Source organism: Ensifer sp. EB106-05-01-XG146, assembly GCF_058791875.1.
This window is the reverse complement of sequence record NZ_JBYTDX010000003.1, coordinates 745,356-760,651: the sequence shown is the minus strand read 5'-3', so window position 1 is coordinate 760,651 and position 15,296 is coordinate 745,356. Positions and strand designations below refer to the sequence as shown.

13 protein-coding genes are annotated in these 15,296 nt (G+C 61.6%); 7 read left to right on the top strand and 6 right to left on the bottom strand.

The features are described from left to right. Positions 1–61 precede the first annotated feature (61 nt). Entirely contained in the window at positions 62–964 is a 903-nt protein-coding gene (locus tag AC3WVQ_RS32205; RefSeq protein ID WP_492383464.1) for a LysR family transcriptional regulator, read from the bottom strand. 166 nt (positions 965–1,130) lie between these two features. Between AC3WVQ_RS32205 and AC3WVQ_RS32200 the strand changes: the two genes are divergently transcribed. The 5 genes from AC3WVQ_RS32200 to AC3WVQ_RS32180 all read left to right on the top strand — a co-directional run bounded on the left by AC3WVQ_RS32200 (position 1,131) and on the right by AC3WVQ_RS32180 (position 6,822). Continuing rightward, positions 1,131–2,336 carry an MFS transporter gene (locus tag AC3WVQ_RS32200; RefSeq protein ID WP_112975607.1) on the top strand — a complete coding sequence of 402 codons (1,206 nt, stop codon included), beginning with the start codon at positions 1,131–1,133 and terminating at the stop codon, positions 2,334–2,336. 293 nt (positions 2,337–2,629) lie between these two features. Next, positions 2,630–3,970, top strand: a complete 1,341-nt coding sequence (locus tag AC3WVQ_RS32195; RefSeq protein WP_192444480.1) for an ABC transporter substrate-binding protein — start codon at positions 2,630–2,632, stop codon at positions 3,968–3,970. A 67-nt stretch (positions 3,971–4,037) separates the two neighbouring features. Then, entirely contained in the window at positions 4,038–5,069 is a 1,032-nt protein-coding gene (locus tag AC3WVQ_RS32190) for an aldo/keto reductase (protein WP_060643668.1), read from the top strand. Then, positions 5,066–6,010, top strand: a complete 945-nt coding sequence (locus AC3WVQ_RS32185) for a carbohydrate ABC transporter permease (RefSeq protein WP_192444481.1) — start codon at positions 5,066–5,068, stop codon at positions 6,008–6,010. Before AC3WVQ_RS32190 ends, AC3WVQ_RS32185 begins: the two co-directional genes overlap by 4 nt. Continuing rightward, positions 6,007–6,822, top strand: coding sequence for an ABC transporter permease subunit (locus AC3WVQ_RS32180; RefSeq protein WP_192444482.1), 816 nt, complete (start codon positions 6,007–6,009; stop codon positions 6,820–6,822). Before AC3WVQ_RS32185 ends, AC3WVQ_RS32180 begins: the two co-directional genes overlap by 4 nt. 17 nt (positions 6,823–6,839) lie before the next feature. On the opposite strand, the gene AC3WVQ_RS32175 is transcribed toward AC3WVQ_RS32180, so the two are convergent. From AC3WVQ_RS32175 to AC3WVQ_RS32165, 3 genes are all read right to left on the bottom strand, one after another. Next, positions 6,840–7,727 carry a DUF3313 domain-containing protein gene (locus AC3WVQ_RS32175; protein ID WP_404526487.1) on the bottom strand — a complete coding sequence of 296 codons (888 nt, stop codon included), beginning with the start codon at positions 7,725–7,727 and terminating at the stop codon, positions 6,840–6,842. Positions 7,728–7,904: 177 nt separating this feature from the next. Beyond that, positions 7,905–9,242 carry a sensor histidine kinase gene (locus AC3WVQ_RS32170; RefSeq protein WP_192444483.1) on the bottom strand — a complete coding sequence of 446 codons (1,338 nt, stop codon included), beginning with the start codon at positions 9,240–9,242 and terminating at the stop codon, positions 7,905–7,907. Next, on the bottom strand, positions 9,242–9,913 hold the full coding sequence (locus AC3WVQ_RS32165; protein WP_034798107.1) for a response regulator transcription factor: 672 nt from the start codon (positions 9,911–9,913) through the stop codon (positions 9,242–9,244). The genes AC3WVQ_RS32170 and AC3WVQ_RS32165 overlap by 1 nt, the downstream gene beginning before the upstream one ends. 262 nt (positions 9,914–10,175) lie before the next feature. Between AC3WVQ_RS32165 and AC3WVQ_RS32160 the strand changes: the two genes are divergently transcribed. Next, on the top strand, positions 10,176–10,298 hold the full coding sequence (locus tag AC3WVQ_RS32160; protein ID WP_255382254.1) for a hypothetical protein: 123 nt from the start codon (positions 10,176–10,178) through the stop codon (positions 10,296–10,298). A gap of 110 nt (positions 10,299–10,408) precedes the next feature. Here the strand turns inward: AC3WVQ_RS32160 and AC3WVQ_RS32155 are convergent, their stop codons facing one another. Beyond that, a complete protein-coding gene (locus tag AC3WVQ_RS32155; protein ID WP_034798100.1) occupies positions 10,409–10,741 on the bottom strand; it encodes a hypothetical protein in 333 nt (110 codons plus the stop codon). Positions 10,742–11,138: 397 nt separating this feature from the next. On the opposite strand from AC3WVQ_RS32155, the gene AC3WVQ_RS32150 reads away from it, so the two are divergent. Then, positions 11,139–12,329: a peptidoglycan L,D-endopeptidase MepK gene (locus tag AC3WVQ_RS32150; RefSeq protein WP_060520306.1), complete on the top strand. Its 1,191-nt coding sequence runs from the start codon at positions 11,139–11,141 to the stop codon at positions 12,327–12,329. A gap of 198 nt (positions 12,330–12,527) precedes the next feature. Here AC3WVQ_RS32150 and AC3WVQ_RS32145 read toward each other — a convergent pair whose 3' ends face one another. Beyond that, positions 12,528–15,098, bottom strand: coding sequence for an SH3 domain-containing protein (locus AC3WVQ_RS32145; protein ID WP_034798195.1), 2,571 nt, complete (start codon positions 15,096–15,098; stop codon positions 12,528–12,530). Positions 15,099–15,296: the final 198 nt, after the last annotated feature.

The following is a 15,296-nucleotide window of genomic DNA, read 5'->3' as shown; positions in this document are numbered from 1 at the left end:
GCGCGTGATCGCGCCCCACAAGTTGCGAGTAGCACAGCCGAAGGCATGAGGGCGCGCCGGGCTACGCCCAGGGCGCACCGGCCGCCCATTCCGCTCGGATGGCCTCAATAAAAAGGCGGACCTTTGGAGAAACGTGCTTTCGTGTCGGATAGACGACGCAAACAGGCGGCTCGTCGCGTTCGAATTCTTCGAGCAGGGGGACAAGCCTGCCTTCCCTGATGTCGCGGCCCACCAGGAAGGCGCCGAGTTGCGCAAGGCCCGTTCCGGCGAGGCAAGCGTCGCGAATGGCCTCGGTGTTTCCGAGACGCAAGTTTCCCTGAACACCGACGTCCCGGTCTCCGCCGCCGACCCTGTAATGCCACGGTACCGGTCCGCCTGCGTGCTTGAACCCGATCCTGTCGTGGCGCGTCAGTTCGTCGATGGTGCGCGGCGTTCCGCGCCGCTTTAAATACTCCGGCGCAGCGCAGGTTATGAGCCGATGAGAGGCCAGGACCCGCCGCACGAGGCGACTGTCGGTGGGCCCGCCGATACGAACGGCAACGTCGATTCCGTCGCCGACGATGTCGCGATACTCATCCGAAAACGAAACCTCCGCTTCCACCTCGGGCCAACGGTTCAGGAAGCGCTGGAGAAAGGGCAGAATGTGCAGCCTACCGAGGGCGATCGGCACATCGATGCGAAGGCGCCCTCTTGGGGCCTGGTGCCGTTGTGCCAAGGCGAACTCCGCGTCGTCCACTTCTGACAGGATCCTGATCGCATGCTCGTAGAAGAGCTGGCCCTCCTCGGTGAGGCTGACGCTACGCGTTGTTCTATGGATCAGCCGCGTTGCCATATTGTCTTCAAGACGTGCGACACATTTCCCGACCGCGGAACGGGAGAGGCCGAGCCGTTCCGCCGCCAGGGTGAAGCTCTGGTCATCGGCGACACGAACAAAGGCGCGCACATCGCCGAGATGGTCCAGCATCGCAAGATCCTATTGGGGACGATTCGTCCCTTTTGTTTCCATAAGGCCGAAGTTTATCTGAATATCGGAAACAGTAAAGAATGCCTCGCAACGTCCCGGCAACGGGACATGAAGGATTGGCTGGGCGCCACAACGTGCCTCGCCCCAGAATGAAAGAGGCAATTAGATGAAACTCCAGGAAGAAACCGACGGACTCCAAAGGAAGGGAGGCCCTGACCGGGAGAATTGGCTACCGGTCTATGCCGCCGGCCTGTCGACCTTTTGCGTCGTGACGACGGAGATGCTGCCCGTTGGGTTAATGACGCCGATCGCAGACGACCTTCAAACGTCGATGGGGACCGCCGGTTTGACGCTCTCGCTGCCGGCGTTGCTTGCCGCGCTCTTTGCGCCCACCGTGGTACTCTTGGCCGGCAGGATCGACAGAAGGCGCATCCTGACCACCCTTCTCTTGCTGCTGGTTGTTGCAAACATCATTTCGGCGCTGGCCAGTACGATCGGTTTGCTCCTGGCGGCGCGTATCATTGTCGGCCTTTGCATGGGCGGCATCTGGGCCGTTGCCGGAGGCCTTGCGCTACGGCTGGTTCCGGGCCGATCGATCGGTGTCGCAACGGCGATCATTTTCGGCGGCGTTGCAGCAGCGTCGGTTCTTGGCGTTCCGGTCGGAGCCATGATCGGTGACGCGGCGGGCTGGCGCTTCGCGTTTGCCGCGATGGCGGTCTTTTGTGCGATCGTGCTTGTGGTCAATCTCTGTGCGTTGCCTGCGCTGCCCGTCCACCAGTCCGTCCGGCTCAGCCAGTTTGGCCATCAGCTCTTGAACCGCCGGATCCAGCTTGGTTTGGCGATCACGTTCCTGTTCGTTGCGGGGCATTTCATGGCCTACACCTTCATACGTCCGCTTCTGGAATTTGTTTCGGGCATCGGCACACAATGGGTCGGGCTCATGCTGTTTGCCTATGGAGCCGCTGGTATTGGCGGAAACTTTGTTGCTGGCCCTGTCGCCGCCAGGCGTACCGGCGCGACCTTGCTGTGCATTGCCGGTGCCCTTGCTGCTGTCCTCTTCGGCTTTGCTCTCTTCGGAAACTCCGCTCTTGGCGGTGCGGTCGTCCTCATCTTGTGGGGCATCGCCTATGGCGGCGTCTCGGTCTCATTGCAAACCTGGATGATGAAGTCGGCACCCTCCGACATCGAAGTCGCAACGGCGCTGTTCGTCGCAATCTTCAATATCGCCATTGCCGCCGGATCCTTTGCCGGCGGTCGCATTGTCGATCAGTTCGATCTCGGCACCAACCTGCTCGTAGCGGGCATCCTGCCGTCCCTCGGAATTCTGCTCGGATTGAAAGCCCAACGTGCGGCCACTGGCAAGGCTGACTGATCATCGGACATATATCGAGCGGATCGCACTCACCATCTGTGCACAACCGGATGGACCGGGACGGCTTTCGTCCCGGCTCCGGCGGATCAGAAACAATCGCTTGAGGAAATTCCTACTCCGGCCGGGGGGAGAGAGAAGCAAAATCATTCCGCAATACTACATAAAATACATAGACTATATGTGTATGAGCCCAGGATTCTCACGCATGATGCTGGCAACAACACGTGCGCCGGACCCGTTCCGCCCACAACGAATGACAACGCTGGCCAGCCCAGATTTCGACGGAGGATCTCATGTCCAGTTCCATTTTCGGCCAGGCCTATCGCCGCCGCAGCGTGCTGAAATCGCTCGCGGCTGCCGGCGCCCTGCCCTTCATCGCGCCACTTGCCTCCTCGACGGCCCTTGCGTCCGGCAACAAATATGCCGGCCGCACGGTCAATCTCCTGATCATCCAGCCGCATGTCGTCACGGGCAAGAAAATTGCCGAAGATTTCGAAAGACTGACCGGAGCCAAGGTCAACGTCACGGCGGTGCCCTACGACCAGGTCAGCGTCAAGGCGACGCTGGACGTGCAGTCGGGCGCCAACCAGTTCGACGTCATCGACTATTTCTATACCTACAAGGGTCAGCTCGCCGAAGATGGCGTGATCGAGGACGTGACCGATCTCATCGAGCGTGACAAGGCCGAGATCCAGCCGGAAGACTTCATCCAGACGATCTACGACCAGTACACGCTGCATGACGGCCGTCGCTATGGCCTGCCCTATGACGGCGACAGCCATCTGTTGTTCTATAACCGCGAGCTGTTTGATCGCTACGGCCTGAAGGCGCCGGCAACCTGGGACGAATACAACGAGAACGCCAGGGTGATCACCGAGGCGGAAAAGAAGAACGGCATCTATGGTGCTGCGGTTCTGGGCGCGAAGATCCCGGTCATCATTCTTTCCACCTATGCCAACCGGCTCACCGGCTTCGGCGGCAACTTCTTGAAGGCGGACGGCACCTCGGCGCTCGACAGCACCGAGGCCGTCGAAGCCCTGAAGTCGCTGCTTGCGTCGGCTCCCCATGCGCTGCCGACCCCACTTGAAACCCGCTTCGAAGAAGGGCTGCCCGCGTTTCTCAACGGCAAGGCTGCACAGATCGACTTCTGGACCGATCTCGGCGGCTATGCACAGGACCCCAAGGGCTCGAAGATCGTCGACAAGTGGGGGGTGACGCGCATTCCCGTCGGCGGCAGCAACAAAACACCCCGCCTCGCCTTCAATGCCGGCTTCGGTTTTGCGATCACCAGCGGATCGAAAAACAAGGACGTCGCCTGGGACCTGATCAAGCTTGCGACCGGCAAGGACTACCACCAGGAGCTTCTGGCGCTCACCGGCTCGGGCATCGACCCGGACCGCCAGTCTGGCTTGAAATCTAAGATTTTCAGAGACTTCCAGCCGTTGGTGCAACCGCTGCTCGATGATGGCGCATTGGAAAACAGCCTTGCCTGGCCGACCGCCGTCTATGCGCCAAAACTCGAAAATGCGCTGACCGACGAACTGGCCCTGGCGCTCGCCGGCACCAAAAGCGCGGAACAGGCGATCGCCGATGCCCACCAGGCCTGGACCGAAATCATCGAGACCAACGGCTGATTGCTTGCGGGGTGGCGCTTCCTCCCGGCGCCGCCCCGCCACTTTTTTTGAAACGAGGCAAAAGACCATGAGCGCAAGATCCTTGCCGAAACGCAGGCTCGGCCGAACCGATTTCGACATCACGCCCGTTGGCTTCGGCGCCTGGGCCATCGGTGGCCCCGATTGGGGCTGGGGATGGGGAAGTCAGGACGATACCCGGTCGATCGCCGCCATCCGTCATGCGGTCGAGCGCGGCATCAACTGGATCGACACGGCGCCCGTCTATGGCCTCGGCCATTCCGAACAGATCGTGCGCGAGGCGCTTTCGACCATCCCACGCTCCCAACGTCCGTTGATCTTCACCAAGGCCGGGCTGATCTGGGACCCGGACAACCGCAACGCCCTTCCCGCCCGCATCGGCAATGCCCAATCCATTCGCCGCGAGCTGGAGGCTTCCCTGAAGCGGCTCGGCGTTGATGTCATCGACGTCTACCAGGTGCACTGGCCTGCCAATGACGGCACGCCGGTCGAGGAATACTGGGCGACTTTTGCGGAGTTGAAGAAAGAGGGTAAGGTACGGGCCATCGGGCTTTCGAACCACGATCGGGCGCTTCTGGAGCGCGCGGCAACGGTGGCGCCCGTCGATGTGGTGCAACCGCCCTTTTCGGCAATCAAGCGCCAGTTCGCCAGAGCAGACCTGCCGTGGGTGCAGGCGCATGGCAGCGGCGTCATCGCCTACAGCCCACTGCAATCAGGCCTGCTCACCGGCGCCTTTACGCCGGCGCGCGCCCGGGCCCTTCCGCACGACGATTGGCGATCGCGCGACGAGGAATTTTCGGGCGAAGCGCTTCACCGCAACCTGGCCTTTGCCGAAGGCTTGAGGCCGATTGCCGCGCGACACGAAACGACCGTCGCTGCGATCGCTGCGGCCTGGGCGATTTCCTGGCCCGGCGTCACCGGTGCCATCATCGGCGCGCGCGAACCGCTGCAGATCGACGGTTGGATCGATGCCGCAACCCTTGCGCTCACGCCCAGCGACCTCGACGATATCGAGGACATGTTGCTGGCCACCCGGGCCGGCAGCGGGCCGACACGCCCGGATCTGGCCGAGGCCGCATGACCACCTTTGCCGTCGAGGTGCTGGAACCCGCCGGCGCGGCGGGTGTTGCCGGGCGCGGCCACGCCTTTTGGGCGCGTCTCGCACGGTTGGCCTGGATCGCACCGGTCCTCGTCGCGCTGATCGTCACGACGCTCTACCCGACTGTCTTTCTGCTGGCGCTTGCCTTCAGCAAGAGCACGCTTGGAAAGCCGTTCGGCGGCTTCGTCGGCATCAAGCACTTCGCAACGGCGCTTCAGGATCCGATCTTCCTCGCGGCCATCGGCAGAAGCGTCGCCTATGCACTTGCCACCTCGCTGGTGCAGCTTGCGCTCGGCTTCCTGATCGCGCTGCTTTTCACTTCCCTGTTGAAGGCCGGCCGCTTTTTGATGAGCCTCGTTCTGCTGCCACTGATGACCCCGCCGGTCATGGTCGGCATCGCTTGGAAGCTGATCTTCGCGCCGGCAGGCGGGCTCCTGAACGGTACCCTGATCACCTATGGCTTTATCTCCGAGCCGATTTCCTTTCTTGGTCACCCGACGCTCGCCTGGCTGGCGATCGGCGCCGCCGACCTCTGGCAATGGACGCCATTCATCGTCATTCTCTGCTTTGCGGCTCTTTCCACGGTACCCGACAGCGTTCACGAGGCAGCGCTGGTGGACGGGGCCAATGGCTGGCAGCGCTTCTGGCACATCACACTTCCGCTGGTCGCAGCACCGCTTTCGTCGATCTATCTGCTGAAGCTCATTTTGTCGTTCAAGCTCTTCGACCTCATCTACATCCTGACCTTCGGCGGACCGGGCTTTGCGACGACATCGGCCGGCTTTGCCATCTATCGGCGGGCGATCGAACAGTTCGACGTCGGCCGCGCCGCGGCCGAAACGATGATCTATGCGCTTGTCATCGGGCTTGTGACCTTGCCCGTCGTACGGCTGCACCAGCACTTCGAAAGGCGAGAGCTGTGAGACCTGCCGCGCGACATCTGTGGCTCGGCCTTGCGACAGCGCCGGTCGTCAGCTACTTTGCCTTGCCTTTCCTCTATCTCATCGCGGTTTCCTTCAAGACGAAGGACGACGTGCTCAACGGACGCTTCTGGCCGACGATACCGACGCTCGCCAACTGGCCGGCGGCCTTCGACGCGGCCAACATCCTCGGTTTCATCCTGAATTCCGTGATCGTGTCGCTGGTTTCGGGCCTCGTCACCATCGCGCTGGCGCTGCCGTCGGCCTATGCCGTCCTGCGGCTGAAGATCGGTGGCAAATGGCTGTCGGACGTAACGCTGTCGAGCTACATGGCGCCGCCGATCGTAGCGCTGATCCCGCTGTTTTTTCTGCTGAAGACAACCGGACTGCTCGATACGCGCGCCGGCCTGATTCTCGTTTATGGTTTCGCCAACGTGCCGGTCGCCTTCTGGCTGCTGATGCCGTTCCTGCGCCGGATGCCGATCGAGATCGAACAGGCAGCGGCGATGGACGGCGCCGGTCCATTTCGCACGCTGCTGCAGATCGTCGTGCCGATCATCGCGCCCGGCATCGTCGCGACCTTCATCATCGTCACGGTCTTGTCCTACAACGAGTTCCTGTTTGCTTCCGCCTTCACCTTCTCCGACGCCACGCGGACCTTGCCGGTGGGCATCTCGCTCTTCCAGGGCGACCGTCTGGTGAATTTCGGCCAGATGGCAGCCGCCTCCCTGGCAGGCATCGCGCCCGTCTATCTGGTCGCGCTGTTCATGCAACGCTACCTCGTGAGCGGGCTTGCCCAAGGCGGGGTGAAATAAGGATCGCCAACCGCAAGCTATCGCGCAATAGGAGAGTTGAACGCTTGTTGCGCCGCAGCTTTTGGTTTCTTGTCGGTCCATTGAGGCGGCGCGCCGTATTTGGCTGCTATCGCGCCGACGAGGCCCGGTGCCCGACCGAAGGTATCGCATGCGGCATATTTGGGTTTGCCACCCAACCAGGACTGCGTGCGTTGCCGGGTCGGCAGCGAGATATTCAATGCCTTCGGCTCCTTGCCGGAAATCAGCACCTGCGAAAACGCGTCGGCGAATTTCGTCGAAAAGCTATAGGCGTCGCCAACTTCCGAAACACGGGGCTTGTCGAGGATCGAATTTGCACCACGCGCCCAAAGCATGGCGGCACTTTGCAGACCGCTGGCATCGACCGCTTCGGCCTCTACAGCCAAGCCTCCCAGGCCGACAGGCAATCGCGGCACGCTGACGGGCAGGACGAACCCCGTACCAATGGTGATGGCCGTGGAAACCCCTGCGAGCGCCTTGTCTGTCGGGACAATATCGGCGATCACGGAGCGAACCGTCAGATCAGCAGGCTGATTGGCAGGAACCATCTGGTACCTGTCGCTGAGCGCGACGCAGAGCGCCCGATCGAGAGCGTTCGAAACCAAATCGCGATCGGCATCGGACTTGATCTTGGAGGCGGCTGCAAAGGAAAACGTCGTTGGTGCGATGCGGACGGTTTTTACGTCGACCAGACGTTGTCCATCAACGTAGAGGCGTTTCTTGGCCACCATGCCTTTCGACGGACCGAGCTTGCCATAGGAGGTCAAAGTCCCCGCCTCCTTCAATGGAACCGATTGGCATCCGACCAGGGTTGCCGAGAGTAGCCCTGCCAGCGCCACCGCGCCGGCCGGGACGAGCGATGAAGAAACCCAGGCAAGCGATTGAATAAAATATTCTTTTAGCACGTTTAATGATCTCCGTTGACATGCAACGGCGACCTTGGGGATGGACAATTGCTACAGAATTACAAGCAGGTTAGAGCTGACACCGAAGGGATGGTGTCTCGAAAACCCTTCAAGCATGGGCGCGGCGGTGACCGCGACCTAAATCCACGCCTCTCGCGGTCAGAGGTGGACGACCACCTTGGTTCCGCTCGCTGAACTCGTGAGACTGACACGCCCCCCGTGGTTTGAAGCCACCTGTTTTACAAGGCTCAAACCAAGACCCGCGCCCGTGTCCTTGGGAGAAACCCTGTAAAAGGGTTCAAAGACGAGTTCCTGATGCTCGGCAGGTATGCCCGGTCCTTCGTCGGAAACTTCCACGCGCCCATCGCTTGAGACCAAGACGGCAATCATGCCCGAATTGCCACCGTGATCGATCGCATTTCGGACGAGGTTTGTGACCGCGCGCAACACGGCAGGTGGGTTGCCCTTTCGCGCAAGCGTCTCCACGTCACTGTGGAAAGACACCTGATAGCCAGCCCCTATCGCCAACGGAGCGAGATCGGCAACCGCCGATCGCGCGATGTCAACCAGATCCATCGGCTCGTCCAGAACGAGCGCCTGGTCGTTGCGCTCGAAGTCCAGAAGCTGCTCTGCCGCTTCTGCGAGCCGGGCGACATCATCCATCAGGCGCGTTCTCTCCCGGCCATCAGGCATGCCATCGATGCGCGTCTGCATGATCGCAATGGGGGTTCGCAGTTCGTGGGCCGCATCGATCAGGAAGCGCCGCCGCTTTCTGGACTCGTCCTCGAGGCGCTCAAGTGCGCCGTTGAATGCGATCAGAACCGGGGCGACTTCGTTCGGGATTCCTGCGAGCGGAAGGCGCGTCCCGTGGCGGCGCGGATCGATCCGCGATGCTTCGTCGGCAACCTCGCTCACCGTCGCGAGAGCACGCCCGACGATGTGAGGAACGGCAAGAAAAATCGCCGGGAGGGCACTGGCGATCAAAGACAGGTAGATTGGATAGGCCTTCGCCAAGAGAGCCAGGGCACCCCAACCCTTGTCCGCCACGCCGCCAAACAGAATCCGGACTTCGCCAGCCGGCGTCTTCGCGTTTTCGATCGTCGCAATCTCGCCAGTGGTTGCGGCCCCCCTGATATCCGCTTCGTCGAACAGGTGGATTACCGAGGGCAGCGCGGCATAGGCGGGCGGAACGGATCCATAGGACGCGAAGGCACCGCTGGTGGTGGCGACTACGAACCACAATGCGCTGTTTTGCGCCTTGAGCGTCGTCAGGTCATGGGTCTCGGAAAGCTGCAGTTGACCATCGCTTCCGCGGCCTACGGCACGGGACACGACCGAGACGACCGTCCCCTCCATGGCCGTGTTCGGCGACATGATCGTGGTTGCCCAGATGCAGAGCCCGATGATCACCGAGGCAACGACGGCGATGATGACGAGGCTCAATTGCCAGCTGAGCCGCCACCAGAGCGACGGATTGCGTCCTGTCGTCTGACCCATCACTCTTCCTTCAGGAGGTAACCGACCCCACGGATGTTGTGAATCGAAACTCCGGCCCCAGCATCCGCCAGGCGCTTGCGCAGCCTTGAAATGTGGGCGTCGATCGCGTTCGACTGGATCTCTTCTTCGTAGTTGTAGACCGCTGCTTCGAGGGTCGAGCGGAGAACGGTTTTGTCCCGGCGCCTCGCAAGGGCCTGGAGCACAAAGAGTTCGCGCCTTGGGACGTCAAGCTTCACGTCATCGACGGTCACGGTGAGGTTCAGCGGATCGAGCGCCATTCGTCCCACCTTGATCTGAAGCTCAGCAAGCGCAGCCGGACGGCGCAACACGGCGCGCAGGCGCGCCATCAGTTCTTCGACGAGAAAGGGTTTGCCGAGATAGTCGTCCGCCCCGGTGTCGAGACCTTCAACCCGTTCCATCGGCTCGTTGCGTGCCGTCAGGACGATGATCGGCGCGTCTTGGCCAATGCGGCGCAATTGCGGGATGAAGCTCAGCCCTTCACCGTCGGGCAGGCGGCGGTCGAGAAGAATAGCGCCGTAGTCATTCTGACGCGCAAGTTCGGCTGCATCGGCGAGATGGGTCGTATGGTCGATGACGATGCCATATTTGCTGAGCGCCACAGCCAGTGCCGCCGCCAGCTCCCTCTCATCTTCGATCAGTAGTATCCGCATCGGCACCCCATGGCTTCGACCTTTCGAATCTGCCGCAAGAATTACAGCAGCATTACGGAAACCACGGGGCAGTCGAACGTAACACTGCTGCAATCGTTCAGAGCTAGCACACGCATCGAGCCGACCTCGCTCGTATCAGCAGTGATAGGCGCGGCCTTCAACGAATCGGAAAGGCAGGGAGCATGACGACGTCACAAGTGGAGTGCCCTCCCGGGTCGGGATTGAAAACTGTTAGTTCGCGCCATGAGCATAGGGCCGCTCGATGACCCGCGGGCCCCTGCTGCGCTTCCTCATACGCTCGATCCTGTCGGCACTTTTCCTCGCAGCCTTCCTGGCTGGCCCGGCGATCATTCTGATCCTGACGTCCGATCGAATTGCGATGTAGCGCGCCAACGGATCAGATCCCCGACGTGGCGATCTGGTCGATCCAGCCAGTCAAAACGTCGCCGCGCGGATTGACGGCGGACAACAATGTTCGAACTGCTTCGGGCCCATTCACGACCCTTGGTTGCCATCTTCGCCGGATGTGGGTGCCGGGGTGTTCTTCGCTTCCATCGCCGCTTCGATCTGCCTGATGACCTTGACGGCCTCCTGGAGGATTGCCCGCATCTCATCGTCATAGAGATATACCGGCATGCCGCCGGCGCGGATGATGTCCATCGTTTCGGCAGACTCGCTGAGGCGATTGGGCTGCCCGAGCAGCTCCCAACCTTCCTTGATCGCGACATAGGCCCGGGAGACAAGACGGAGCTTTTCGCCCTCCGTCAGCATGTGAACGTCGCGCGCGGCGCGGGTCAGTTCGGCGATGACGTCTTTCGTGCTTTTCATGGGACACCTTGGCTATGCAAGTACCGCGGTGCAACCGACCAATCCATTCATGGTAACTAATGTATAGATTGAGGAAAACAAGAGCCAACACCTTCACGTAAGGGCAAGCCGAGGCCCTGAAATCCATGCACCTCGCGGAAATTCACCACCGAGGACGCACGTCGGATGGCATCAACCGCTTCTTAATCCTTTGTTGACCATAATCTCCGTCGAAGAGCCGAGCCGCCGGCCGTTGCCGCCGGTGGATTGTACCTCGATTGAATCGGAAGCCGCTGTGTCTGAGTATCCTGTAACTGCGTATCCAGAGCCTGCCTCGCCTGCCATCGTCAGAGGCGTGAAGCGTATTGCCCGGTGGGCCGCTCGAGCGGCCGCCATCACCGCCCTTGCAGCATCCGCCATGACTTTCACCAGCACGGCGTCGTCGGCGGAAGTCCGGTCGCTGAAACTGTTCTTCACGCACACCGGTGAACGCGCGACGATCACCTTCAAGCGGGACGGCAAATACGACCAGAAGGGGCTCGCGCAGATCAACCGTTTCCTGCGCGACTGGCGCAGGAACGAGCCCGCCCGTATGGACCCGCGTCTTCTCGATCTTGTCTGGGAGGTCTATCAGCGCGCCGGTGGGAAGGACTATATCAACGTCGTCTCGGCTTACCGCTCACCCGCCACCAACAGCATGCTGCGCGGCCGCTCCCGCAGCACCGGGGTCGCCAAGAACAGCCAGCACATGCTGGGAAAGGCGATGGACTTCTATATTCCGGGCGTGAAGCTCACCCGGCTGCGGGAAGTCGCCATGCAGATGCAGGTCGGCGGCGTGGGATACTACCCGACGTCAGGATCTCCCTTCGTACATCTCGACGTCGGAAACGTACGGGCGTGGCCGCGCATGTCGCGCCAGGAACTCGCGCGTATATTCCCCAAGGGGCAGACACTCCACCTTCCGGCAAGCGGCGGGGCTTTGCCGGGGTATGACCAGGCGATGGCCGACTACAAGCGACGGGTCAAGGCCACCTCGATCGTCGCTGCAAACAGCGCCGGCCCAGCCAAACTGAAGGGCGGAGAACCGGCCGGCAACACGCTGTTGACCGCGATGCTTCCCACGCGCAAGAGCCGCGGTGAAGAAGCCCTCGAGCTTCAGACCATGCGGAAGGAAGCAGCCGAAAAGTCGCCGTTCTTCGACCTTGCGGCGATCACCGTGCCGCTGCCGACGCTGCGCGCCACGGCTACCGCCGCGACCGTGACGCCCGTCCCCACGCCCGAGCGGGCGCTACCCACAAACGTCTCGGCTTTCATTCCCTCCTCGTCGTTCAAGGTTGCGCTTGGCGTGGGCATGATGCGCCATCCAGCTGCAGGCGAAAGCAGCCTCACCGGCCCGTCGCCTACAAATGCCGAGTGGACAATTCGCGACGCCGCACTCTTCAAGTGGGCGCTTGCGCCGGCCAAGGAGCTTGAGCGTCTGGCACTTCCGGCGAACCTGGAGCTCTCGGTGGCAAGCGCCGACGATACACCGCGCGTTCTAAAGCGGGCGTCCCAGGCCGGTAAGGAAAACAAAAGCTTCAACAAAGAGCGCTTCTGGTCGGACGGTTGATGCGGCAAGCACCTGTCAGCATCTCGGCTTAAGGTTCGACCGGCCGGTCCGGCGTGCCACCAAGGCCGGCGTCACAGCGGCAGACGGCCCGATGATCACGCCAAGCTTTTCGGCCGAAGGAGCGGCGACCCCGCACACCTTTTGCCACGCCTTGTAACGCGGCCGCTCGGGAAAGTTCGCCCGAGCGGCCCGGTTTTCTCAGCGACCGCGGCCGCCGCCACCACCACCACGTCCGCCACCGCCGCCGCGGAAAGCAGCTCCACCGCCGCGACCACCACCTCCGTGGAAGCCGCCGCGGTTGCCACCCTGGAAGCCGCCGCCGCTGTAGCCGCCGCGACCACGGTCAAAGCTCTGGAAGTTCCGGCCGGACTCTTGGTAAAGCCGCCCATAATTGCGGCTCAGTTCGTTCTGGTTGCCGAATTGCCGTCCGGCACGGTCGAAGGACAGATGATCCGGCGCCCGTTGGCGAACCTGCTGGTTGCGGCGCGGTGCGGGCCTCGTTTCAGCACGGTTCTGGATACGCTGCGTGGCTTGGGGCCGGTTGGATGCCGCGCCTTGGGCGGCATTGCGCAGGTTCTCCCCGTCCGGCCTCTGAACCGGTTGCCAGCCATCCGGCGTATGCTTCTGCCATTGGCCGTCCTGACGGCGATAGACGCTGCCATCGCGGCCGGCATAAACGTCACCGCCCTTGCTGCCGGCGATAAAGCCCTTGTCGCCTTCCGAGTTGCGCCAGCGCAGGCCGCCGGCACTCCCGGTTGATCCGCCGCTGATGCGCGCGAACTCTCCGCCGTGCTTGACGGCTACACTGCCCCAGGAGCCGTAAACATTCTGCCCGCCCCGCGCGACCATCGCGTTGCCCGTGCGTGGATTGTAGGCAGAAATGAAACCGCGCTCGCCACCGGGACCCGCCACCGCGCCGCCGCGGAACCGTGTCCCCGTGACGGGGTTATAGGCTGCGCCGAAGACCAGGCCCCTTTCCGGGCCATAGGCGTAGCCATAGCGCCCGAAAGTGCCATAGGCCGGGTTGTACGAGGCGCCGAACCCGTAGCTGATCGGCGGCGGATAATAGGGCCAATCGTCGTCGTAATAGTCCCAATAGGGCGGATAATACCATCCCGAGCCCCAGACGACTGTATCCCAGGCAAGGTAGGTATAGAGATAGCCGAGCGTATAGCCGTACCAGATGGCATCCGGTTCCGTATCGTAGATGCGGACATAGGTCGCGTTATAGACCGGAGACGACGATGGGATCGTGTAGATCTCATCGGCAACGGCGCGCGCAACGGCGAAGGGCCCGGTCGGCGTATCGCCGACGAACCAGATGCCGTCCTTCAAGACGAAATACTTGTCCGCGACCTTGATGACCTGCTCGTTGGCATTGACGGCATAGAACATGGACGTGCCTTCGATCGGCTCGAACTTCGGCTCGCCATTGTAGTGGACGTCCACCTTCAGCGATCCATCCGTCGAAACCCGCGCGAGCTTCGGAATGCTCGCCCGCAGACGCGCCATTGCGCTTTCGGACGTGCCGGGGATCGACGCGCGCACAGCCGAGTAGGAGGCGTCGTCGGGCAGGTTTACGAAATCATCGGGCAGGTCAGGCGTGGCAAAGGTCCAGGGACCTTCGAGTGACGTTGAAGAAAACCACCGTCCGGAAACAAGTGTGTACCACGTCTTGCTGGCCCGATGGAAAAACACCGAACTGCTCGTATTGGAAATCCAATCCAGCCCGGTGCCCGCGATCGGTTCGAGGGCCGGTTTTCCTTCAAAGATCAGAAGCTCCGCCGGCTTCTCCGAATAGAAAACTTTCGGAACCTGGTTATCGCTGAAGGGCGTGGGCGGAAGAGAGGCCTTTACCCCTTTCCAGTTGTCGATTTCCGGTAGCTTGGAAAAGACGTCCGGCACCGATGCCGCTTCAACCCAACCGCTCTCCAAGGTCTTTGTTGTCAGCCAGTTCTTTTCGCTCCGCAGATAGTAGTCTGCCGCCTGATCCACCTTGAAGAGGTCCCAATTCGTATTGACCACGAAGGAGAGGCCCTCAACGCCCTTGACCGGAGCCGTCACCGGCTTGCCGTCCGTCTGCACCAGGATGGCCGGCGTCTCACTGACAAAGATCGGCGGCGGATCGGCCTTGATATCGGGGATATCGGCGAGGCGTTGGAAGTCCGCAAGGCTTGCCGCCAGGCGTTGCTGCGACACGACGATCGGATCGGTCGGGACAAGCTTGCCGATGTCGAGCGCGAGGTCAGCGAGCTGCTGTCGGTCCAGTGCGGAGAAATCGAGCTGCGTGGTGCGAACATCCGTCAGCGTAACATTCTCCGTCGCCTCGTCGGCCACAGTCTTGGCCGAAAGCCCGATGATCCCATAGATCGGCTTGGCGTCGGCGGACGGTTTGAGCTCGGTCGCGACAAGGGCTTCGAGCTCCTTGAAATCCTTCCAGGACGTGATCTGCGGCTGGAAGAGCGTGATCGTCGCGCCTTTTTCGGTGTTGAACATCCTTGGCCAGGCCGGCGCGGTGGCATCGGACTGGTTGAGATACTTGCCGGCAACAAAGCCATTTGCCCCGGCATAACTCACGGCACACCAGGAGGCTTCTGCGTCGCATTCCTTGATGTCGACTTCCTCGCCCTGGGGGATCACGCGCATGGCGTCAAATCCGGTTCCCGGGCCCACCCTGAAGTTCACATTTGCAGTCAAGATGGCGGGATCTGCAAAGGCTGAAGTTGAGAAGAACGAAGCGATCGTCAGGTACGCAAGAAGTCTACGCATGATCACATTCCCTTCCTGGGGTGTCTAAGCTGTTCGAAGTCCCTGCATGCTGGAGTGCGACTGAAAAAAAACGGACCGCCACGACAAAGTCGCCCGCGTTCGCAGCCGGTTAAAGTTGTTCAATTTCAGGATCATTGCACATTCGGTGATAGGTGCAACTGCGCAGCACGAAATCCTGGCGCGCACCGGCGCGCCTCG

Bases quoted from the DNA above. Each gene is read 5' to 3' on its own strand.
- AC3WVQ_RS32165 (WP_034798107.1), bottom strand. From the start codon at position 9,913: ATGCGGATACTACTGATCGAAGATGAGAGGGAGCTGGCGGCGGCACTG.
- AC3WVQ_RS32195 (WP_192444480.1), top strand. From the start codon at position 2,630: ATGTCCAGTTCCATTTTCGGCCAGGCCTATCGCCGCCGCAGCGTGCTG.
- AC3WVQ_RS32205 (WP_492383464.1), bottom strand. From the start codon at position 964: ATGCTGGACCATCTCGGCGATGTGCGCGCCTTTGTTCGTGTCGCCGAT.
- AC3WVQ_RS32145 (WP_034798195.1), bottom strand. From the start codon at position 15,098: ATGCGTAGACTTCTTGCGTACCTGACGATCGCTTCGTTCTTCTCAACT.
- AC3WVQ_RS32190 (WP_060643668.1), top strand. From the start codon at position 4,038: ATGAGCGCAAGATCCTTGCCGAAACGCAGGCTCGGCCGAACCGATTTC.
- AC3WVQ_RS32160 (WP_255382254.1), top strand. From the start codon at position 10,176: ATGACCCGCGGGCCCCTGCTGCGCTTCCTCATACGCTCGATCCTGTCG.
- AC3WVQ_RS32150 (WP_060520306.1), top strand. From the start codon at position 11,139: ATGACTTTCACCAGCACGGCGTCGTCGGCGGAAGTCCGGTCGCTGAAA.
- AC3WVQ_RS32185 (WP_192444481.1), top strand. From the start codon at position 5,066: ATGACCACCTTTGCCGTCGAGGTGCTGGAACCCGCCGGCGCGGCGGGT.
- AC3WVQ_RS32200 (WP_112975607.1), top strand. From the start codon at position 1,131: ATGAAACTCCAGGAAGAAACCGACGGACTCCAAAGGAAGGGAGGCCCT.
- AC3WVQ_RS32155 (WP_034798100.1), bottom strand. From the start codon at position 10,741: ATGAAAAGCACGAAAGACGTCATCGCCGAACTGACCCGCGCCGCGCGC.
- AC3WVQ_RS32170 (WP_192444483.1), bottom strand. From the start codon at position 9,242: ATGGGTCAGACGACAGGACGCAATCCGTCGCTCTGGTGGCGGCTCAGC.